The 19,752-nt window shown below is 70.5% G+C and carries 20 protein-coding genes and 2 pseudogenes; 14 read left to right on the top strand and 8 right to left on the bottom strand.

The genetic code is table 11. From position 1 onward, the window contains the following. The 4 genes and pseudogenes from UK12_RS43470 to UK12_RS22750 form a co-directional block, all read left to right on the top strand. Window positions 1-234 (top strand): hypothetical protein (locus UK12_RS43470; RefSeq protein ID WP_231591339.1); only part of this gene is annotated, 234 nt, incomplete at its 5' end. Between the two features lie 371 nt (window positions 235-605). Continuing rightward, entirely contained in the window at window positions 606-1,322 is a 717-nt protein-coding gene (locus tag UK12_RS22760; RefSeq protein WP_156178866.1) for a hypothetical protein, read from the top strand. A 556-nt stretch (window positions 1,323-1,878) separates the two neighbouring features. Continuing rightward, complete coding sequence (locus tag UK12_RS22755) at window positions 1,879-2,400, top strand: putative immunity protein (protein WP_045304945.1); 522 nt, start codon at window positions 1,879-1,881, stop codon at window positions 2,398-2,400. A 193-nt stretch (window positions 2,401-2,593) separates the two neighbouring features. After that, window positions 2,594-2,903: pseudogene (locus UK12_RS22750) on the top strand (Tn3 family transposase); the annotation flags it as partial. Window positions 2,904-2,996: 93 nt separating this feature from the next. Here the strand turns inward: UK12_RS22750 and UK12_RS22745 are convergent. Beyond that, a complete protein-coding gene (locus UK12_RS22745; protein WP_045304944.1) occupies window positions 2,997-3,632 on the bottom strand; it encodes a TetR/AcrR family transcriptional regulator in 636 nt (211 codons plus the stop codon). A 61-nt stretch (window positions 3,633-3,693) separates the two neighbouring features. Between UK12_RS22745 and UK12_RS22740 the strand changes: the two genes are divergently transcribed. Together UK12_RS22740 and UK12_RS22735 are read left to right on the top strand one after the other, a co-directional pair. Continuing rightward, window positions 3,694-4,566, top strand: coding sequence for a ketopantoate reductase family protein (locus tag UK12_RS22740; protein ID WP_045304943.1), 873 nt, complete (start codon window positions 3,694-3,696; stop codon window positions 4,564-4,566). A gap of 297 nt (window positions 4,567-4,863) precedes the next feature. Beyond that, the gene (locus UK12_RS22735) at window positions 4,864-5,817 is read left to right on the top strand and encodes a recombinase family protein (RefSeq protein WP_082119851.1); all 954 of its coding nucleotides are present in this window, start codon (window positions 4,864-4,866) and stop codon (window positions 5,815-5,817) included. Window positions 5,818-5,895: 78 nt separating this feature from the next. Here UK12_RS22735 and UK12_RS36810 read toward each other — a convergent pair whose 3' ends face one another. Together UK12_RS36810 and UK12_RS36805 are read right to left on the bottom strand one after the other, a co-directional pair. Further along, complete coding sequence (locus UK12_RS36810; RefSeq protein WP_052682081.1) at window positions 5,896-6,198, bottom strand: hypothetical protein; 303 nt, start codon at window positions 6,196-6,198, stop codon at window positions 5,896-5,898. 8 nt (window positions 6,199-6,206) lie between these two features. After that, window positions 6,207-6,449 (bottom strand): hypothetical protein, encoded by a 243-nt coding sequence (locus UK12_RS36805; RefSeq protein ID WP_052682080.1) that lies wholly within the window; start codon window positions 6,447-6,449, stop codon window positions 6,207-6,209. Between the two features lie 160 nt (window positions 6,450-6,609). Here UK12_RS36805 and UK12_RS22725 point away from each other — a divergent pair, with 160 nt between their 5' ends. Next, window positions 6,610-7,281 (top strand): hypothetical protein, encoded by a 672-nt coding sequence (locus UK12_RS22725; RefSeq protein WP_156178865.1) that lies wholly within the window; start codon window positions 6,610-6,612, stop codon window positions 7,279-7,281. Then, complete coding sequence (locus UK12_RS22720; RefSeq protein WP_045304941.1) at window positions 7,278-7,826, top strand: hypothetical protein; 549 nt, start codon at window positions 7,278-7,280, stop codon at window positions 7,824-7,826. Before UK12_RS22725 ends, UK12_RS22720 begins: the two co-directional genes overlap by 4 nt. 173 nt (window positions 7,827-7,999) lie before the next feature. Here the strand turns inward: UK12_RS22720 and UK12_RS22715 are convergent, their stop codons facing one another. Continuing rightward, window positions 8,000-8,410: a hypothetical protein gene (locus tag UK12_RS22715; protein ID WP_045304940.1), complete on the bottom strand. Its 411-nt coding sequence runs from the start codon at window positions 8,408-8,410 to the stop codon at window positions 8,000-8,002. Between the two features lie 171 nt (window positions 8,411-8,581). Here UK12_RS22715 and UK12_RS41545 point away from each other — a divergent pair, with 171 nt between their 5' ends. Then, on the top strand, window positions 8,582-9,076 hold the full coding sequence (locus tag UK12_RS41545; RefSeq protein WP_197085096.1) for a hypothetical protein: 495 nt from the start codon (window positions 8,582-8,584) through the stop codon (window positions 9,074-9,076). 519 nt (window positions 9,077-9,595) lie between these two features. Here the strand turns inward: UK12_RS41545 and UK12_RS22700 are convergent. After that, window positions 9,596-10,099 (bottom strand): RICIN domain-containing protein, encoded by a 504-nt coding sequence (locus tag UK12_RS22700; RefSeq protein ID WP_052682079.1) that lies wholly within the window; start codon window positions 10,097-10,099, stop codon window positions 9,596-9,598. A gap of 285 nt (window positions 10,100-10,384) precedes the next feature. On the opposite strand from UK12_RS22700, the gene UK12_RS22695 reads away from it, so the two are divergent. After that, a complete protein-coding gene (locus tag UK12_RS22695; protein WP_052682078.1) occupies window positions 10,385-10,642 on the top strand; it encodes a LysE family transporter in 258 nt (85 codons plus the stop codon). Between the two features lie 564 nt (window positions 10,643-11,206). Then, complete coding sequence (locus UK12_RS22690; RefSeq protein ID WP_045304937.1) at window positions 11,207-11,776, top strand: HAD domain-containing protein; 570 nt, start codon at window positions 11,207-11,209, stop codon at window positions 11,774-11,776. Here the strand turns inward: UK12_RS22690 and UK12_RS22685 are convergent. Both UK12_RS22685 and UK12_RS22680 read right to left on the bottom strand, forming a co-directional pair. Beyond that, window positions 11,767-12,579, bottom strand: coding sequence for a leucine-rich repeat domain-containing protein (locus tag UK12_RS22685; protein WP_231591338.1), 813 nt, complete (start codon window positions 12,577-12,579; stop codon window positions 11,767-11,769). The genes UK12_RS22690 and UK12_RS22685 overlap by 10 nt on opposite strands. Before the next feature lie 188 nt (window positions 12,580-12,767). After that, window positions 12,768-14,270, bottom strand: coding sequence for a hypothetical protein (locus UK12_RS22680; protein ID WP_045304936.1), 1,503 nt, complete (start codon window positions 14,268-14,270; stop codon window positions 12,768-12,770). 215 nt (window positions 14,271-14,485) lie between these two features. On the opposite strand from UK12_RS22680, the gene UK12_RS22675 reads away from it, so the two are divergent. From UK12_RS22675 to UK12_RS22665, 3 genes and pseudogenes are all read left to right on the top strand, one after another. After that, window positions 14,486-14,686 carry a hypothetical protein gene (locus UK12_RS22675; protein ID WP_045304935.1) on the top strand — a complete coding sequence of 67 codons (201 nt, stop codon included), beginning with the start codon at window positions 14,486-14,488 and terminating at the stop codon, window positions 14,684-14,686. Window positions 14,687-14,923: 237 nt separating this feature from the next. Beyond that, window positions 14,924-15,674: pseudogene (locus UK12_RS44790) on the top strand (methyltransferase domain-containing protein). Window positions 15,675-15,902: 228 nt separating this feature from the next. Next, the gene (locus tag UK12_RS22665; RefSeq protein ID WP_045304934.1) at window positions 15,903-16,658 is read left to right on the top strand and encodes a class I SAM-dependent DNA methyltransferase; all 756 of its coding nucleotides are present in this window, start codon (window positions 15,903-15,905) and stop codon (window positions 16,656-16,658) included. A 76-nt stretch (window positions 16,659-16,734) separates the two neighbouring features. Here the strand turns inward: UK12_RS22665 and UK12_RS22660 are convergent, their stop codons facing one another. After that, entirely contained in the window at window positions 16,735-19,713 is a 2,979-nt protein-coding gene (locus tag UK12_RS22660) for an AfsR/SARP family transcriptional regulator (protein WP_045304933.1), read from the bottom strand. Between the last annotated feature and the right edge of the window lie 39 nt (window positions 19,714-19,752).

Genomic DNA, 19,752 nt, shown 5'->3' with positions numbered 1-19,752 from the left:
CCCCACCCGCCGAGTACGAAGCCAAGTACTACAGCCAACAGCCAAACCTGCAGGCCACGGCCACAATCTAGAGTCTCTGAAGAACCCGCAGCGGTTCACTTCAACGACCACTGCTTCGAGGACTACGACGACCTGCGCAGCACGATCGTCGCGCAGCTCGACGACATCGAGAACGCGCCCGACGAGACGCGGGTACGCATCGCGCCGCCCATACGTCCCACCTCCCGTCGCTGACCGGGGCTCTCCCGGCTCGTCCGGTGTGCGGTACCCGGAACACCGCACACCGCGGCTGCCTGTTGCTGGTGCTCAACTTCCCGTCGCTGTCGCTCGGTTACCCAGGTCGAACACCGCAGTGGCCGGAGTGTGGTCGGACGGGGTTCGGCGTGGCAGGCGATCGGGCATGACGTCGCGGGCGCGGGATTCGCGCACGCCGTAGTCAACGTACCCGGCAGTGTGCCAAGGTGCTGTGAACAGACGTGGACGGCTTGGTGGACCAGGTGGGCGGAGGTCCGATGGGCTCGGAGCGGGTGTCGCGGACGGCGGAGTCCCACGGGCTGGGTGCTCATCGGGAGAGGTACCGGTTCAACGGGCTTTCCTGGTTCGGCATGGCCCTGGTGCCACTGTCGTGGGCCGCCGGTTGGGCCTCGGTGGAAGGGTTCGGTTGGGGAGCGGTGGCGGTGTACGTCGTCCCCGCGTTGCCCGTCGCCGCGGTGGGTGCCCTCACCCGCGTCAACAAGGCCGTCCACATCTTCGACGAGGGAATCGTGCTCACCGGAATGTGGGGACAGGTGAAGAAGCTCGCTCCCTGGCCCGAGGTGAGCGTGCGGATCAAGAGAGTGGTGCCTCAGCGGGTCGGCCCCCCGTTGTACGCCTACGGAGTCGCCGTCGCCGGTACCGAGAGCTTCGGCTTCGCTGCCCGGCAGATCGTGGGCGGCGGCCCTGAGCTCGCCCGGGTGCTGACGGAAGGAGCGTTCTCGGGGCGGCTGCGAGCCGGCCTGCGGATGCTCGACGAGACCGGGTCGGTCGTCCTCGGCCGGGTCCGGGTCACCCGAGAACACGTCCGCATGGACGCGCACAGCGACCAGCCGGGGGTGGAGATACCGATCGCCCGGATCAGCCGGGTGTGGGTCACGACGATATTTCGACGCCCGAACGAGCCGGTCGAGAAGCTGCACGTCGCCACCGGGGAACCGGCCGGGGACACCATCCTGGAGTGCCCGCCGGCCGATCTGGTCACCGCCGCTCAGCTGATCGCATCCCTCGCGGGCGTGCGCCTGGACCTGAGCGAGGCGGCGCCGACTTTCCCCACCTCCCCGATGTGACGCCGCAGCGGCGACTCCATCGTCTGCCCGGGCCTCAGCCGGCAGTTCGTCGGGTTTGCGCCGGTGTGCCGCCAGGGCCCCACCGCCGCTGTTGTCAGGGGTTGTTGTCCGTCAACGTGCCGGTGGGCCGCACCGATCGACGCGACAGCGGCTGGTATGTCGACACGGCCGTGCTACGGCGCCGCCACCGGGTGCCGACCCACACCTGACACGGCCAACGGCTGTCGCCTCGGCAGCCCCTGCCCGGGTCGATGTGTGTCCCTGGAACGGCCGGGTCGCGACCGGCTGGGGGAGAGGCGTGAATGGCCGGCGAGCCGTCTTGTTCCGCTGTTCGCAACCGCGTTGGCTCTCCGGCTGCACCTCCGCGGGGTCGGGCGGCCGGGCGGCGAAGACGATCCGGTCCTACGGTACGGATCTCCTGCGCTGGTGGCGCTCCCTGTCTCTGCACCATGTCAGGCGGGACCGGCGGCCGAGGTGGCCGCACCGGGGCCGAGCCGGCGCAGTCAGCGGTAAGGCCGGCAGCGACAGGGAATACCGGAAGCGGCAGGATGTGCGGATGAACGAGGTGACCATAAGCGAAGAAGACCGCCGGCTTCTGGGACTCTGGGCTGCCGACTGCGTCGAGCGGGCGCTGCCGCTGTTCGAGGCGCAGGATCCCTCCGACCCCCGTCCTCGCGAGGCAGTCGAGGGCATCCGGGCCTTCGCCCGCGAGGGGAAGCGGACGGGGCAACTGCGCTCCCTCGCCTGGGCGGCTCTCGCAGCCGCACGCGAAGTCGGCGATCCGGCGGCCACGGCCGCCGCTCGCGCCGCGGGCTATGCGGCGGCGACCCCTTACATCCACCCACTGGCCACCCCGCACCAGGCGAAACACGCCCTTGGGCCTGCGGTTTACGCGGCGCGCGCCCGCGAGCTCGCGGCGGGCGACGACGCCGGCGCCGGTGACGAGGAGATCCGCTGGGCGATCGAGCACGCCTCGCCGGCAGTGCGCGGGATTGTGCGGCAGATGCCGGTCCGTAGCCCTGGTCGCAGTCGGCTGGATGCGCTCTACTTCCAACTCGACGCAGCCCTCCGCCGCTGATCGGCCAGGCGCGCCGCTGCGGAGCGCTGGTCTGCGAGGCCGCCAGGGTAGTGGATTGCGATCTCGCAGAGGCGAGGCGGCATCTCGGGGTTGAAGTTGAGCATGGGACATATCAAGTCCCGTTGATCGAACTGGTGTGCCGGATGTCTCAAAGGCAGTACACAAGTAGCCCTGGGCGAATCAGCCAACCCCCGGCACGCCCCGCCAGGCGTACCGGGAGGGCCAGGAGGGCCAGCTCGCCGCCCTCGGCACTGGTCCTCAACGCGGTGCTCCTGTGGAACACCCGCTACCTCGACGCCGCGGTCGCCCAACTCCGCGCCGAGGGCCACGACATCAAGGACGAGGACGTGGCCCGGCACTCCCCGCTCAAGGACCGGCACATCAACCTGCTCGGCCGCTACAGCTTCACCGCCAGCGTCCCGGCCGCCGGCGCCCTGCGCCCGTTGCGCGACCCGGACGCGCCGGAGCTGGACGAGGATGACGACGGGGACGGGCCGGACTAGTCGTGGCCGATCAGGGCGGTGAAGAGCTTGTGGGCCCTCGCCTTGGCCGGCCTCCGGTGTCCTGTCTTTGACCCACGGTGCAAAATCCCAGACCTACCGATGGGCCCGGGTCGGTGGTGCGCTCATTGCTGCCGTCAGGAACGTGATCGCCCAGCGCCGGGCCTCCTCGCCCGCCGTCACCGTCGGGCAGGCGGGGGAGGGCCGGTGGTAGACCTCGACGCGGTCCACGGCCGTCACGGCGAAGATCCCCCGCATCCGGAACAACAGCTCCTGTGGGGCAAGGCCGGGCAGTGCGCGCGCGAAAGCCGCCAGGTAGCGCTCACGGACCGTGTCCTCGTCCGGGCCGGTCCAGCTGCGCGCCTCCTCGGCCGGGTCGCTGAGGATCGTCACGATCAGCCGGGACGTCCGGGCTCCGCTCTCACTGCCAGCGGGCATCTCGTCGAAGAGCGGCCCTGCGAATGCTTCCACCAGTTCGGCGACCTGCGGGTCCGCAGTCCGGGCGAGCAGTTCGTCGAGCCCGGCGCTCTGGGCGGCGGTGATGGGCTCGGTCACGCGGCGGGCGACCGCGGCCAGGAGTTCCGCCTTCGAGCCGAAGTGATAGCCGACGGCGGCCAGGTTCGCTCCGGCGAGGTCGGTGACCGCGCGGACCGAGGTGCCGCGGTAGCCGCGCTCGGCGAAGAGGTGTTCGGCCGCGTCGAGGATCTTGGTCCGGGTATCGGGTAGCGCCATATGCCGTACTATACAGACGTTCGATTAAAACGAACGTATGACTCATGTGGAAGAGGCTGTCATGAAACTGCTCGTATACGGCGCCGGGGTTCTCGGCAGCCTGTTCGCCGCCCGCCTGTATGAGGCCGGGCACGACGTTGCGCTCCTCGCCCGGGGCAAGCGCCTGGCCTCCCTGCGCCGACACGGCGTGCAGCTCGCCGAGGCAGACAGCCCGGCCGTCAGGCGGGTACCGGTACCGGTGGTCGAGCACCCGGCAGGCGGGTACGACCTGACCGCGGTCTTCGTCCGCACCCATCAGGTCGACGCGGTGCTGGAGTCACTCGCCGGCCTCGAAGGCGACGTGCTGTTCCTGCACAACTGGGCGGCCGGCCCGGAGCCGCTGGGCGCGGTGATCGGCCACGAGCGGGTGCTGCTCGGCTTCGGCACAGCCGCCGGCACGATGGACGGCGACGTGGTCCGCTACCGCGCGACCAATTTCATGACCCGCCGGGTTGCGATGCCGATCGGCGAACCCGACGGCCGGACCACCCCGCGACTCGAACGGATCGTGCGGACGTTCCGCACCAGCGGGATCAACGCCAAGACCGAGCCGAAGATGGATGCCTGGCTCAAGACGCACGCCGCGTTCGAGGTGCCACTCGGGCAGGCGGTGCACACGGCGGGCGGCCCGGTAGCGCTGGCCGACGATCCGGACGCGGTCCGCGGCATGCTCCGCCTCATGCGGCAGAACCTGGCCGCCATGCCGACGCCGCCGGTCCCTCGCGGGTTCGCTGCGTTGCGGACCCTGCCGGAAGGACTGCTCGTGGCCACGCTGCGGCGCTTCCTGCGAAGCCCGACCGCCGTGAACAGCGGGCTCAGCAACGCTTCCCCGGCAACGGTCGCCGAACTCGGACGGCTGGCCGAACAGATGCGCGCTCATGCGAAGGTCCGGTAGACCAGCGGCGGCAATAGCTCTTCGGCCGCACCGCACCCGAGTGCGGTCCGGGGACTTCCACCGGACCTCCGGCACCCTTGCCCTCGGTCGACGACTGGCGAACGGACACCTCGGACACCCCGCACGCACAGCACTTCGAGCGCAGCTGCCGCACTCTGTCGCTGTCGGTAAACGATCGTTTGACGACAGGCGTCCGACGCGTCCAATGAACCCGTGCAATCCGGGGGTTCGCGGCGGCGCGAATCCAATCAGACCCGATGGTGATTGCTGACAGGGTTTGACGACATGTAAGGTCCGATCCTCCGTCCGGAAGGGGCCCGGTGGCGAACCTGGTCTACAAACCGGGTCTCGACCGACCAGCAGTCCACCGCCCGGCAGAACCTCGTCCTATCCGAGGCCGGGATCGAGGACCCGGTCGTCTTCGAGGAGGACCCGGGCACCTCCAGCCGCCTCCACCCCCTCCAGCGCCCCAAGTTGCGCGAGCTGCTGACGTACGCGCGGCCGGGCGACACCGTCCACATCTCCGAGATGTTCCGCCTCGTACACGGCACCGGGCACATCCTCGACGTGCTCGACGTCCGCCACCGCGAGCAGGTGGCGCTGCGCATCCACGACGGCGCGTTCTCCGCGATGCACCTCACCGCCCGCCACCCGCGCACCGGCGAGCTGCTGTCCACCGTGAAGTTCATGGTGCAGACCCTTGCCGCCGCCGGCGAACTCCAGTGCGACCTCCAGCGCGAGCTCACCTACGACGGACTGCGCGCCGCCGAGGCCAAGGGCAACAAGGGCGGACGCCGCCCCGCCGTGGCGGCCGACAAGGCTGACACCGTGCGCACCGCGTACCGGGAAGGCCGCTCCATCGCCGCTCTCGCCCGCGACCACGGCGTCAGCCGCGGCGCCATCCGCACGGCCGTCGCCGACCTCATGCCCGACCACACCGCCACCGAGCAGGAGGACGTCCCGGCCCCGGAACTGCCGGTCACCCTCGACATGCCCGGCAAGGTCGCCGACTTCCTCCGCGCGGCTGACCTGGAGCCCACCGAGCGCGCCGCGCTCGACCAGGGCGTCACCGTACGGCGCGGCCAGGGCTACACCCTGCGCATCAGCGCCGTACCCGCCACGCACCGCCGTCTCCTCGACCGCTGCCAGCCGCTCGACGGCGCCCAGGGCGTCCCGGCGGCCCCGGCCCAGCGCAAGGCCCGCCGCGAGTACGAGAACCGGGTCAGCACACTCGTGCCGCCCGGACCATGATCGTTCTCACCGATAACCGCTGTACCGATGTTCCCCGAGGCCGGGGACCCCCGCGAGTTCACGCGAACTGGAGGTTCTTCAGCGGGAACCCGAGGATCCGTTGCCCGGATTCCGGGGGATGGACCCTCGTGTTCGCAGGAATTCAGCCGTGTCGGATTCGACGGAGTGCGCCAGGAGAGCGCGGGCGGAGTCCGCGTAGCGGATCGCGGTCTTCTCATCCCTGCCGAAGACCTCGGCGAGGCGGAGAGGGTCGGGCCCGTGGACGAGGACCTCTTCAAGCTGGCAGTCGATGCGGAGCCGGTCCAGTGTCGCCCTCTGGCCGCGCAGTTCGCGCTCGATCCACCAGCTGCTGACCAGGCCGGTCTCCAGCGCGGTGTTCATGTTGATGATCAGGTGCGGGTTGTCCGTGGCGGCCAGCGGCGGCGCCGGTGCTCCAGCCAGGCCAGCAGAAACTGCCGGGTGAGGTCCTCCAGCGGGTGAGTGCGTCCGGCCAAGGTGATCCGGCGGTTGCCAAGGTCGGCGTCGTCGAGCTGCAGAGTGCGGATCGCCCCGGGCCGGGCCGCGTGGACCGCGGCGAGGGCGACGGCCAGACGGCCTGCGGGCGAAGTGACCAACTCGGCAGAGCGGGCCACCTGGCCGGGTCGGCACTCCTCCCTGGGGAGTAGCGGGACTCCCTCCACCGGTACGACGACTCGGGACGGGGATTCCGGTGTGCTGGTGGCCGCGTCGGCAGGTGGTTCGCACCTCCGCGGCGCTGGTGCCTGTGTGCCGTCGGACTCGGAATGAGGGGCTATGGACAGCAGAAACCCGCGCCGCGGGTGGCGACTTGGTGGACCGGTCTTCGTGGTCGGCTTCATCACCAGCTTGATCTCCGGGGCGGTGCTGTCTCGAAGCTCCGTGTTCCTGCCCACAGCCACGGCGGGCCAGCTGAGGGACTTCTACAGCGGCAGTGGACTGGCGGTCGCGGTGCCCTCGCTGCTTCAGCTGATCGCCGCCGCAGGGCTGGTCCGGTTCGGCCTCGGCTCCTCGACCACGGCGGGCGCCGATCATCGGGCGAGATACGCGAGTTGGCTCGCCGCCGGGTCCTTCGCGGTGTCGAGCGGACTGGCGCTGTCCCTGGCAGCGGTCGCGGCCAGTGCGAGCGACGGCACCCTGCTGGTCCTCGCCCGGCTCACCCTCGCCGTCGGTGGTCCGGTCCATCTGGTTGGGCTTGGCGGGCTGCTGTGGTACGTCTCGCGGGCCGCGCTCGCCGACGGGCGCGGCCCGCGCTGGCTGGTCCGTTTCGCTGTCGCCGCCGGGCCCCTGTTGCTGCTCTCGCTGGTCTCGATCATCGTGCCCGCAGTAACCCGGGTGGAGCCGCTGTGGCGGCTGCTGGCCTCGGTGTGGATCATCGGCGTCAGCGCCACCGGGCTTGGCCGGGCCGTCCCCCGCGTCGGCTCGCGGCGACGGGAGATGACGCGATGACCGCCCCGCAGCGAAACACCACGAGGCCGTTCAGGCTGGGCCGCCGAGCGCGGCAGATCGTGATCATCGCGCACCTGGTCTCCTCGCTCGGCTGGCTGGGACTCGACCTGGTGCTGCTCACGCTCGGGTCCGCCGCCGCGGCCGATCCGGGTAGCCGGCACGACCGTTACCTCGCGATGCAACTGCTGATCGACACGCTGCTGCTGCCCTTGGGCCTGCTGTCGATCGTCACCGGCCTGCTGCTGACAGCTGGCCGATGGAGCCTGCTGCGGGACCGCTGGGTGGGTGCGAAGTTCCTGCTCAGCCTGGCGGCGGTGGCGGCCGCCTGGTTCGCCCTGCGCCCCAGGGCGGATGCTGCCGTCGCCGCCACCGTCGGGCCGGGAACCGACCTTGGGCTGTTCGCCGGCTTCTACGCGCCGGGCTGGACCCTGGTCATCGCACCCTGCGTGGGATTCCTGCTCTACCTCACCGCGACCGTGCTCGGGGTAGTCAAACCGGGTCGCCGCCGCACGCGCACCTTGCCGTTGGAACCGGCCCCGGCCTGAGCCGCCTCAACGACCAGCAGCGTGTCGTGGCTGCCCCGTGACCGAGGAGATGCGCACGGCTGCCGCCCCCGCCCTCCCACCGGCGCCGGTAAGGGCGTCCAGGGCTCCACCCTCGCCTTCAGCCCGACTGTCGATCAGTCGGGCGGGGTGGGAATGCTTCAAGAATCCCGAAGTTACGTCACCTGCGCATCCCGCCGGATTTCCGGGACAGGATCGGTGAGCAGGGCGAGCACGTTCGGCAGAGCCTGTTCCCATGCCAACTGCCAGCCGGGGTCCAGGAACCTGTCGGCTGCCTGCCCGGCCTCGGCCGCCAGCCTCGACACCAGTTCCAGCACCACACGACGACTCGGGACCAGGACGTCCGGCCGCGCGGCCAGACGCACCAGGAAGGGCAGCGTGGCCGGAACCGCTGAGCAGATCCAGCCGCCCTGATGGAAGAGGTGGTTGAGGAGCTCGAACGCGGCGTGGCCAGCGTCCTCCGGATCCGGTCCCGCACACCGCTGCAACAGGACGGGCACGTCCTCGGCAGACCCGTAGTTGTGCTTCAGCGCCGCCCAGTCAACCGCGTCCAGTCCCTCCCACACGCCCGTGACCCTACCTCCGGGCCCGACAGACAGGCGACGAGGAGCCGGTGCGGTGGGAAGCCAGGATTCGGACGCTCCAGTCCGGGGCACTGATGGCGGAACGGAAGAACCTGACGGGGAACCGCGACAAGGACCAGGTCAGGGTGTAGCCGAGCGGGGAGGAGAAGCAGCGTGAGTATCGAAGGCGATCGGCGCGCAGCACGTCAACTGGCAAGCCGCACCGACCAGATGGGACGGATCTTCGGCCGCGAGCCGTGGCGGGAGATCCTGCTGCGGATCAGCGGCGGGCGTCTCGGTCGCCGCACCGGACCCACGATCCCCCTCCAACTGCAGACCCCCTGGCAGGACACCCTGTCCCCGCTGCGCACCGGCTGGCGCCAGCGTGCCGCCGATCTCCACGGTGAGTCGGTCTTCGCGATCGACTACCAGGTCTGCCGTCCGTGCTCACTCGCCTGGGCCGAGGAGCCCCACACCGACCCGTCGTTCCAGCGCTGCGGACCGGCCTCCGCCGGGGTGGCCGCGCTGCGCGCCGAGCACCCGGGCCTGGCCTGGCACACCCTGGGCGGGCGCTTCGCGAAAGCCCGGCCGTTCCGGACCCACGTCGGCACCGGCGTGCCCGGCGGCTACCAGTCGCGCCGACTGTGCGGACACGCGACAGCGTTCTGAACTCCGCCACCGGGCCGGTGCCGCCGCCAGGCCGAGTGTGGTGGCAGAGTGGGCACCTGCACACCGGAATGGCCCATACAACGCCGGACGCCGGACGCCAGGCGCCCGAACGCCCGCAACGATCAGCGAGGTCCTCGTCCCGAGCGCTGACGAGCGCCGCTGCGAGTCGTACAACCCCTCGGCGACCTTCCGGTCCCGGTACGTCGGGAACGACGTCATCGTGCCGGTGCGGATCTGGTCGGCGGTCTCCCGCGCGGACAGATGCCGGCGCAGCACGTACTTCATCCGGTTCAGCCTCGGTGTCCGCAGCAGCACATGCCGGGCGGCGTACGCTTCCAGCAACGAGGGCCGAGAGATCGGCTCGGCCCGGCCGTCGCCGACCTCCAGCCGGGTCTGGTGGTCCAGCACGGCCTGCTGATGGCCAACTCCTCGGCAAGCTCACCCGCTCGCACCTGCCCGCCCGCGCTGCGGGCAGGCGGGCAGGCAGGTCAGCGTGTCAGTCACAAGCGGACGGCCTGCTCAGCGGATGGTCCAGAGCTGGTTGGCCTGCTTCGGGATGCCGCATGACCACTGGTTCGCCCCAGCGCCCCAGGCGGTGCTCCAGCCGCCGATCTCCAGGCACTTCCCACTGTTCCAGTTCGAGATCAGGTGATCGCTTGTGGTGCGGTACCAGTTCTGGTTACTTCCGCCGTTGCAGTCCCACTGCTGCGCCGGTGCGCCGTTGTCGTAGCTGAAGCCGCCGATCTCCAGGCACTTGCCACTGTGGCTGTTCACGAAGGTGTAGGCGGAGGGTGACTGCCAGTTGACGAACCAGGCCTGATTGGCCCCACCGGTGCAGGGCCACTGCCGGGCCGGCGCGCCGTTGTCCGTTCGCCAGTCGGCGATCTCCAGGCACAGGCCGCTGTTCTCGTTGACGAGCTGCGCGGGCTCGTACGCTGCGGCCGGCGTGGCCTGCATAAGGCTGGCCGTGAGCCCGACCGCGGCCAGCAGGCCACCGATGATCTTGTTCCGCTTCGCTCCCATGGTTCCCCCCTCAGTTGCCGCTGGCGGACGCCCGCCGACAATCAGCTCGGGCATTAGATCACGAGTTCGGCTCGTAAGTGACCTGCCGTCAGCAGGTCCACCCCACAGCTTGGCAAGCTGCCGCCATCGCCCACGGTTTCACCCTCGGCCCGACCGTCCGCCAACCTGCGCAGCGAGCCTCCACTATCGGCAGGTTCGGATATCTAGTGGTGCGGAACTGCCCGGAGCGGGGGCCTGCGGCAGCCCCGGAATTCGGTTGTCCGGCGGCGGGACACCCCCAAGGTGATGAACCCGATCACCGTGATCTACTTCGCGTCCCTCGTGCTCGCCGGCCAGGACACCACCGCCCCCGATCACTGGGACAAGGCAGTGTTCGTCCTGACGGCCTTCGTGGCTTCCACCAGTTGGCAACTGCTGCTCGCCGGCGGCGGGGCCGTACTCGGCCGTGTGCTGACAGGTCCTCTCGGTCGTCTGTTCACCTCTCTGGTCTCCAGCGCCGTGATCATTGGAATCGCCGCCCATCTGCTGATCTCCCAGTCGTGATCGGCGGGCCACCTCGGCCGCGCAGGCGGTCCTGACGGATCCTGCGGCCCACTGTTCGGCCACGTAGGTGCTGAGAAGCCGTTGTCGTGCCGATCGTGGTGAGCGTCGGTTCGACTGGTGCGGCTCGGTCGGGTGATCTTCTGCGGGTGCGCGCATGAAGGCAGGGCGTCCTGTTCAGCTCGGGACTGTCGAAGCCCGATGCCCAGGAAGCCCTTGTGCCGCAGTCTTGCGCTGTCACGCCGGTGGAGTCCAACTCGGCCGCCCGGTCGTGTGATTGCCTCGCTCACCGGTTCGGGAACGCGGCCGACCGTCCGGATCGCGAGCCGCGGTACCCGTCGGACATGAGCGACTCCGCGTGGGCGGTCGTGCGGGACGCGATGCCAGTGCCGACGTGGCTGGAGGGCCGCGGCGGGCAGCCGGAGGGCTACTGCCACCGGCAGATGCGCGGCTGCGGGTGCCGTAGGCGCCGGAGGTCTCGGCGTTCCGCGACTGGTACGTACAGTGGCTGACACAGAGCCGCTGACAGGGCCGCGAGGGAGCCTGCCGCTGAGTTATGGTGCTGCCGTGACCGGTTCTGTACAGCGTCCGCTGCTCTTCCTCGATGTCGACGGACCGCTCATTCCCTTCGGTGCGGCGCCGCAGCGGTACCCGCACGGGTACCCGACGTATCACTCGGGTCCCGAATCGCGGGAGGCCGATTCGAATCCGCTTCTGGCGAGGATCAGTCCCGAGCACGGACCCCGGCTGGCGGCGCTACCGTGCGAGTTGATCTGGGCCACGACCTGGATGGCCGACGCGAACGAGTGCATCGCACCGCGGATCGGCCTGCCGCAGCTGGCGGTCGTGATCTGGCCGGAGCCCTCCGACGCCGATGAGCAGGACGAGCGGCACGGGCTGCACTGGAAGACCCGCGCCATCGTCAACTGGGCAGCAGGGCGGCCGTTCGCCTGGGTCGATGATGAAATCACAGACGTCGACCGAGCCTGGGTGTCCGCACACCATCGAGGACATGCCCTGCTCCATCACGTCGATCCCCGTCAGGGCCTCACCGATGCCGACTACGTCGTTCTCCATGAGTGGCTGCACCGGGCACCTGAGCTGCCGCTCGTGCGCACGACGGGAAGTCAGGCGTAGTCGGCCGTGGGCTGGGCGATCCCGGGGCCACCCGCGTGGGGGGCTTGGACGTAGTCCTCCGGAGGCGTGGGAAGAGCCTGCACACAGGCTGCGGAGCAGGCGTTGACCAGGAGCGGAAGTACGTCGGTGGCAACCCGCAGGGAGATCCACGCCTGGTGGACCTGGATGCCTTCCAATGACCGGTCGCACACACTGCACGCGCTGACCGAGGTGGCACCCCATTCTCCAGGCTCAACGTCGTCGAGGCCGAGGGCACCCGTCACCGCGCGGCCGGACTGAAGCAGGGGGAACGGCGGGCGGAGCTTCTCGTTTCCGTACAAGGCGCGCGTGCTCACGGTGCTCCGCTTCAGGCTCGGGCACCTAGTCAGCTCGTACGGGAACCAGTGCAGCCGGTACGACGTGTACGGGGTGAACTCCTGCAGGCTGGTCATGGCACCGATCTCCGGGGGAATCCGAACCAGATTGCTGCCGTAGAGGACGAAGTGCCTGACCGCGGTGAGCTTCGCGATGGTGGGCGGCAGAGTGACGATCTGCCGTTGCTCCTGCGGACTCATGTCAACCAGTGGTCGAAACACCTCGCGCCCATCGGCGGCCGCTTCCTCGATCAGCACCAGGAAGTGCTGCCAGGCCGGCGACGATGTGTCCTGCCGATCGCTGTGGAAGTGCACCCGGCGCCGATTCGTCACCCGGTACTGATCGAAACACGTGCAGATGTCGCGGTAGGACGTGCTGCTACCCGGAGCCGGGTCCGAAGTGTCGCCCCATCGATTGGTATACAACTTCGACTCTGCTTCATTCGCCATGGCACACAAGATACGGAGACGCCGGTGAGTCGGAGCGGGTGGGCGGGGAACGGTCATCAAGCGACAGATGAGCGGGGGAGGCACTGGTGAGCCAGTACTACGCCTTGGTGACGAGGATCCGTGAAAATGGCTCTGACCGCAGCCCCGTGAATGATCTTGCTGTGGGTGAGGTCGACGATCCTGCGGGCTCACTCGGCAGTCGCGCGGGTCAGCCCACTGAGGTCGAGCAGTTCGTGAAGGCGTTCGGCGGGCAGGTTGGGGTTGGCGGCTGCCCCTTCGGCGACTTCAGGGTCTTCCAGAAGTGTCGAGACCAGGTCAGGCGGGAGGAGGGGGTTGCCGGCGGCGGCCCGGCGGACGCCGGTCTCTGGGTCGGCTAGCAGACGGATGGGTGGCTGATCCAGTGTGGTATCGGCGGCGGCCAGTGCGCGAACCTCTGGGTCCTCGTGGTCGAGGAGGGCTTGCAGGCCGGTGCGGGGCAGTTGGGGCAGCGTCAGCAGATACGGGCGCTGACGCGCAGCGGTGATGAAGGCGTCGAGGACGGTCCCGGGCGGCGTGAGCGGGTGGTTGCAGGCCAGCAGGTGCCGCACGTGCGGGTCGGAGTCGTCAGCGAGGCGATTCACCAGGTCGTCGGGGAGCCCGGGAGAGGTCGCGGCGACTCTGCGGAGCAGAGGATCCGCGGATACCGCGCACGCGCTGTACCAGTCCATGTCCGGTTCTGCGAACACGGCTAGCGGGCCGATCTCGTCGGCCGTGCGGCCGACGACCCGGTCAATGACATCGCGTTGCGCCCAAGTGCGTGGCAGCGGCTGCAACAGTGCCCGCGTCCGAACCGCGCAGTCCGGATCCTTCGCCAGTTCCGCCAGCAGATGAGGATCGAGGTCGGCTCTGCTGGCCACGCGTTCGCGCACGCGGGGATCGGGATCGCGCGCTAGACGAGCGACGGCATGGGCCGGGGTGTGGCGGTTTTGCGCCAGAGACCACAGGTCGCGTCGGTCGGCGAGGCACGCCTCGACCACAGCGTGCGAGAGGGCGTAATTGACGAGCAGGATGGACCGGCCGTGGCAGTCACGTTCAGGCAGGTCGGCTTCCATGGCCGCGGGATCCAGGATCCGGCTCTGATCCCGGGCGGCGTCTCGTACGGCCGGATCGGGGTCGGCCAGCAGGGCATCGCGTTGCCCGGGTGTGAGCCACAGCCACAAGCTGGTTGCCTGGCGCCGCAGTTCGGGGCTCTTGTGATCGGGCATCGTGCGGCGGAACGACTGTGGTATCTGCCCGGAGAACGCCAGTTCCTGTCTGATCTCGTCTGCGGTCAGCAGCTGTTCCTGTCTGCTGTCGCCTTGCGCAGTCAGCAGGATTTCCAGCACGTCGTCGGGCAGTGCGTCAACCCGGCCCAGTCGCGGACGCGGGCCTGAGGCGAGGGCAGCACGCACGAATGCGTCAGCGTCGTTGACCAGCCGACCACGCTGCTCTGGAGCGGCGTGGCGATTACTGGCGAACCTTCGGCGGACCACCGGCTCCGGATGTGCGACCACTGCATCGATGACGTCTGGGGGAAGGTCACGCTCCTCGCAGAGGATCTTCCATCCTGCGCGGCCAGCCGGCTCCAGCAGGCGCAGCAGTACCTCGGACGGCGCGGCTGGGTTGGCCGCGACGCCGCGCAACCACAGGTCCGTGAGGGGGAAGGAGGGCATCGGGACATCGTGGCAGCGATCACGGCGTCGTGTCGACACTCTCAGCGGCCGCTGACGCCCGGAAGTTCCAGGTCAATCGCCCAAGGTCGTTCACGGAACTGGGGCCAGAGCCGTGAAAATCCCCAGGCCCGCTCTTCGTTCCCCACTTGGTTGCGAGTGGCATAGAGGCATCGGAGTCGCCCGTCCTGGCCATCACAGGGCCCCTCGGTGACCTCATGGCCTGGAACACAGAGGACGTTCAAGGACATCAGCTCACCCTTGTCGCGCCCGTCCCGCCGGCCGACGGCACGACCGCGTACACCGAGTCGATCACGGGCGGCGCGGTCGGTTACGAAGGGGCCGGCGGGATGGCGCTCGTGACCCCCGTCAGCGCAACCGAGTACAAGGTCTCCTTCACCGGTCTCGGTATCGGCTGAGCCTTCCGAGCGGTACCCCACTGACGGCATGACATCGCGGGCCCGTCCGAACTTCCGCACGGGCCTGCGGGCTTGCCGCGCCGTCCCTCCTGGCTCATCAGCGGCGCGGTACACGGCGGACGATCGTGAAGTCCCGGCGCCGGGCAGGCCGCGTGTGCCAGGATCGATCGCATGAATTTCGCTCCCGAGAGTTCTACCGGGCAAGCAGAGACCGCGGACCACACACGGGTGCCGTGGATCCGTCCTGTTCCCGAGGGGGCTGGCGGGCCCGCGGAGCGGGCCAAGCCCAACGACTATGACAGCTTCGCCGAGGCGTACGCGGCCGAAACCGAGGCCAACCTCATCAACGGCTACTACACGCGGCCCGCGATCCTGGACCTGGCCGGCGACGTAGCCGGCCGGCGGATACTCGACGTCGGCTGCGGCTCCGGTCCCCTGTTCGCGGCACTGCGCGACCGTGGCGCCATCGTGACCGGCATCGACTCCAGCACCGAGATGCTGAAGCTGGCCCGGCAACGGCTCGGCGACGGCGCGGCCCTGCACCCCGCCGAGCTGGGCAGCCCGCTACCGTTCCCCGACGCCGCGTTCGACGATGTCATCGCGTGTCTGGTACTGCACTGCCTGGAGGACTGGACAGCGCCGCTGGCCGAGCTGCGGCGCGTGCTGACGCCCGGCGGCCGGCTGATCGTGGCCGTTGATCACCCCGTTCGTCACCCAGGTGCAGGCCGGTCCCGGCGCCGACTACTTCGCGACCCGCAAGGACTCCGAGGAGTGGACCTTCGGCGGGCAGAGCGCCCTGATGAGCTTCTGGCACCGGCCACTGCACGCGATGACCGACGCCTTCACCACAGCCGGCTTCCGGATCGCCGTCATCAGCGAACCATCCCCCGCACCGGGCGCCCGCGAACTGTTCCCCGACGAAATCCCCGCGGACAGGGGCTCGGGGGCCTTCCTGTGCTTCCTGTTCTTCGTCCTTCAGGCCGACTGATGCCGTATCAGTGTCACAGCAACTGGCCGAAGGGCTTCGGGGGAGCCTGGCAGGCGCCGAGGACAGGCTCCGCCGACTCGCCGCAGAGGCAGCCCGAACGAACCAAGTCCCAGTAGGTATACCGGCTTCCGACCGCATTGCAGGCCGAACTTCTGCTGCGGAACCGGGTCCCGTGTGAGGCCGCGAAAATATCTGCGCCTCGGCCCGGCGCCGGGGTACGGTCCGCCGGTGATCGATGACGACGGGTACTTCGGAGAGTGTGTAGCGGAGCAGTACGACCAGTCCTCAAGTCCTTTGTTCCGGCAGGACGTTGTCGAGCAGACTGTGGACGTGCTGGCGGAGCTCGCCGGTGGCGGGCGGGCGCTGGAGCTGGGGATCGGCACGGGGCGCGTCGCGCTGCCGCTCGCGCGTCGGGGTGTTCCGGTCCACGGTATCGAGCTGTCACGCGCCATGGTGGCCCGGATGCGTGCCAAGCCCGGGGGTGAGGGGATCGGAGTCTCGATCGGCGACTTCGCCACCACGACGGTGGACACGGAGGCGGACGGGCCCTTCGCCCTCGCCTACCTGGTCTTCAACACCATCATGAACCTGACCAGCCAGGAAGCCCAGGTCGCCTGCTTCCGCAACGCCGCCGAGCACCTCGCTCCCGGCGGCTGCTTCGTCATCGAGGTCATGGTTCCGGAACTGCGCAGGATCCCGGCCGGGCAGAACATCGTGCCGTTCCACACGGGTCCGACCGGGTGGGCCTACACCGTCTACGACACCGTCACCCAGGACGCGACCTGCCATTACATCGACGTCTCGGAAGACGGTCGCGGCGAGGCCCGCTCCATCCCCTTCCGCTACGTCTGGCCGGCCGAGCTGGACCTGATGGCCCAGCTCGCCGGCCTGCGCCTGCGCGACCGCTGGGACGGCTGGACGCGCGAGCCCTTCACCGAGGACAGCGCCCAGCACATCTCGGTCTGGGAGAAGCCGATCAGCTGACGGCGCCTCGGCCCCGAGCGCCATGAGACATGGCTCTTCCCGGAACCCCATGGCACTCATCGGCGCGCAAGGGCGCTCAGCAGTCCAGTAGCCCGGCGAGAACCAGTTCGTGCTCACGGAGATGGTCGGTGGCTCCGGGGAGGGAGAGGGCGATCCGGAACTGCTGCCGTGCCTCGGACCGGTGGCCGGCTGCCGCGTAGGTGCTCCCGAGGCGGCTGCGGACTTCCATCTCCAGCGCCGTGCTGGTGTGTTCGGTGAGCGCGGACAGCGCCTCGTGGTGGAGGGCGACGGCCGAGTTCAGGTCGCCCCGGCCGTGTACCGCGGTGCCGAGCCGGGAGAGGCTCAGCACGCGCAGCGGCAGGTCGCCGACCTCCCGGGCCAGTTCGGCGGCCCGCCGGAGCAGGCTGTCGGCCTCCGCGTGCTCGCCGAGGTCCAGGTGGACCTCGGCGGCGTGGCACAGGGTCTTGCTGATCATCCTGGGCCGGCCGATCTTCTCGGCGAGGGCCAGGGCGGTGGCGAAGTGCGTGAGCGCCTCCTCGTGGCGGCCCCGTTGGTGGTGGATCGCGCCGAGGTTGCAGGTCGACATCCCGGCCAGCCAGTCGTCGTCCAGGCGGGCCGCCAGTTCCACCACCTCGCTCAGGTGGGTGATCGCCTCGTCGACCCGGTCGAGCGACCGCTTCGCGGCGCCCAACCCGGCGATGGCGCGGGCCTGTTCCCGCAGGTCGCCCTGGCGGCGGGCGAGGTGCAGCGCGTCGGTGAACCAGGCGTGTCCCTGCCGGAACCGCCCCTGGTAGACGTCGGCGACGCCGAGGCAGTTCCGCAGCGAGGAGGGCATCCGCCGGTCGTCGGCAGCGTCCGCGCAGGGCAGCGCGAGCTCCAGGGCCGACCGGCACTCCTGGTAGCGGCCCTGGCGGACCAGGTGGTCGACCAGGCTCTCGGCGATCCAGCAGGCGTAGTCGGCCTCCCCGGCGGCGGCCGCGCCGGCCACCACGTCGACCAGTTCGCCGCCGGTCGCGTCCAGCCAGGCGGCGGCGTCCAGCCAGCCGGCGAAGGGCGAGCCGGTCACGTCCGGGCCGCTCGGGAAGCCCTCGGGCCCCCAGTCGCTGGCGGTCCGGCCGGCCGCCGTGTAGAGGTGCAGGACGGCGGCGCGGGCCGCGGCCGCTTCCTCGGGCGCCGCGGTCGCCAGCCGGCGGGAGTGGGCCCGGACGAGATCGTGCAGCCGGTAGCGGCCCGGCTGCGGCTGCTGGAGCAGGCTGGCGTCGACCAGGTGCTCCAGGAGTTCCTCGGCGTCCGTGCGGGAGCGGCCGAGCGCGGCGGCCGGGGTGAGCGCGTCGAACCCGGCCGTCGGCGACAGGCCCAGCGCACGGAAGGCACGTTGCAGCTCGGGAGTGAGCTGGTCGTACGACAGCCGGAAGGCGGCCTCCACGCTGCGGTCCTCGGCCCGCAGCTCGCCGAGGCGGCGGTCGTCGTCCGACATCCGGTCCACCAGGTGGGCCAGCGTCCAGGAGGGGCGGTTCTGCAGCCGGGCCCCGGTGATCCGGAGGGCCAGCGGCAGACCGCCGCAGCGGCGGGCGAGTTCGCCCGCGGCGTACGGCTCCCGGTCGGCGCGGGCCTCGCCGAGGATGTGCCGGAGCAGCGTGACCGCCGTGCCGGTGCCGAGGGGTTCCACGGTGAGCCGCAGGTCGGCGTCCAGCCCGGACAGGCGCTGTCGGCCCGCCACCAGGACCCGGCTGCCCGGGCCGGCGGGCAGCAGCGGGCGCACCTGCTCGGCGGTGCGGGCGTCGTCCACGACCAGCAGCAGCCGCAGCGAGCTGGTCGCCGCGCGCCAGGCGGTGACCAGCTCGTGCAGGTCGTCGGACAGGTTGCCGTCGGGGCTGCCGACCGCGCGCAGCAGCCGGTGCAGGGCCCGCTGCGGGGCGACGCTCTCGTGCGCGGGGCCGTGCGCGTGCAGGTCCACGAACAGGCAGCCGTCCGGGTAGCGGTCGCGCAGCGTCCAGGCGGCGCGGACCACCAGCGCGGTCTTGCCGACGCCCGCCGTGCCGTCGACGGCCGCCACCGACACCGCACCGGCCGGCCCGGGCTCGGTGAGCAGGGCGAGTTCGGCCTCCCGGCCGACCAGGACGGCGGTGTCCCCGGGAAGTTCGTTGCGCGGCGGCCGGGGGCGTGCGGGGGCCGACGTCAGGGGGCGTGCGGGCGTGGCCTCGGCCGGGCGGGGCGGTACGGACGCGGACTGGCCTGCGCGATGCCGGTCCGGCAGGCCGAGCAGCATCCCGTCGTCCCGGCGCAGCACGGCCTGGTGCACCCGGCGCAGCTCCTCGCCGGGCTCCACGCCCAGCTCGCCGAGCAGCCGGGCCCTGGTCTCCCGATAGGCGGCGAGCGCCTCGACCTGCCGGCCGCTGCCGTACAGCGCGCGCATCCGCAGTGCGGCGAGCTGCTCGTCGTACGGCTCGGACGCGCCCGCCGCCACCAGGTCCTCCAGCGCCGCCGGGTACCGGCCGAGCAGCACCAGGCACTCCAGCCGCTCCCGGTCGATCGTCCGCCGGTGCTGCCCCAGCCGCTGCCGCTCGGCGTCGGCGAACGGCCCCGGCAGGCCGGACAGCGGCTCGCCGCGGAACAGCCCAAGGGCCCGCGTGCAGTGGTCCAGCGCGGCCGCGAGGTCACCTGCGGCCTTCGCCCGCTGCGCGCCGCCGATCCGCTCGACCAGCTCGCCGACATCCGTACGCGCCGCGTCGGCCGCGAACCGGTAGCCGCCGCGCCCGCTGCGGATCACCGACTCCGCGGGCCCGGCGTCCGGGGCGTCGAGCGCCTTCCGCAGCGGGTAGACGTAGCTCGGCAGGACCCGGTGGCCCGTCCCCGGCGGCTCGGTTCGCCACACGTCGTCGAGCAGCTGCTGATGGGTGACCAGGGTGTCCGGTCGCAGGACCAATGCCGCCAGCACCGCCTGCCGCCGTACCGGGCCGAGGTCGAGCGCCGTCTCACCCCGGTGAGCCCCGGCCGGACCGAGTAGCTCGACCCGGAGTTGCCCCGTCCCATCCCCGCCTGCCCCGATGGCCACCGCGTTCCCCCCGCATCATCAGAATTTCATCGGCATTGC

Source organism: Saccharothrix sp. ST-888, assembly GCF_000955975.1.
In the GTDB taxonomy this organism is placed as follows: Bacteria; Actinomycetota; Actinomycetes; order Streptomycetales; family Streptomycetaceae; genus Kitasatospora.
The sequence above is the reverse complement of the archived record's forward strand: the minus strand, read 5'-3'. Positions and strand labels throughout refer to the sequence as shown.

Coding starts and splice junctions, on each gene's coding strand:
- UK12_RS22745 (WP_045304944.1), bottom strand. CDS start 3,632: ATGGCGCTACCCGATACCCGGACCAAGATCCTCGACGCGGCCGAACAC.
- UK12_RS22740 (WP_045304943.1), top strand. CDS start 3,694: ATGAAACTGCTCGTATACGGCGCCGGGGTTCTCGGCAGCCTGTTCGCC.
- UK12_RS22755 (WP_045304945.1), top strand. CDS start 1,879: ATGAACGAGGTGACCATAAGCGAAGAAGACCGCCGGCTTCTGGGACTC.
- UK12_RS36810 (WP_052682081.1), bottom strand. CDS start 6,198: ATGAACACCGCGCTGGAGACCGGCCTGGTCAGCAGCTGGTGGATCGAG.
- UK12_RS22695 (WP_052682078.1), top strand. CDS start 10,385: ATGAACCCGATCACCGTGATCTACTTCGCGTCCCTCGTGCTCGCCGGC.
- UK12_RS22685 (WP_231591338.1), bottom strand. CDS start 12,579: ATGGCGAATGAAGCAGAGTCGAAGTTGTATACCAATCGATGGGGCGAC.
- UK12_RS22725 (WP_156178865.1), top strand. CDS start 6,610: ATGGACAGCAGAAACCCGCGCCGCGGGTGGCGACTTGGTGGACCGGTC.
- UK12_RS22680 (WP_045304936.1), bottom strand. CDS start 14,270: ATGCCCTCCTTCCCCCTCACGGACCTGTGGTTGCGCGGCGTCGCGGCC.
- UK12_RS22675 (WP_045304935.1), top strand. CDS start 14,486: ATGGCCTGGAACACAGAGGACGTTCAAGGACATCAGCTCACCCTTGTC.
- UK12_RS22700 (WP_052682079.1), bottom strand. CDS start 10,099: ATGGGAGCGAAGCGGAACAAGATCATCGGTGGCCTGCTGGCCGCGGTC.
- UK12_RS22760 (WP_156178866.1), top strand. CDS start 606: ATGGCCCTGGTGCCACTGTCGTGGGCCGCCGGTTGGGCCTCGGTGGAA.
- UK12_RS22720 (WP_045304941.1), top strand. CDS start 7,278: ATGACCGCCCCGCAGCGAAACACCACGAGGCCGTTCAGGCTGGGCCGC.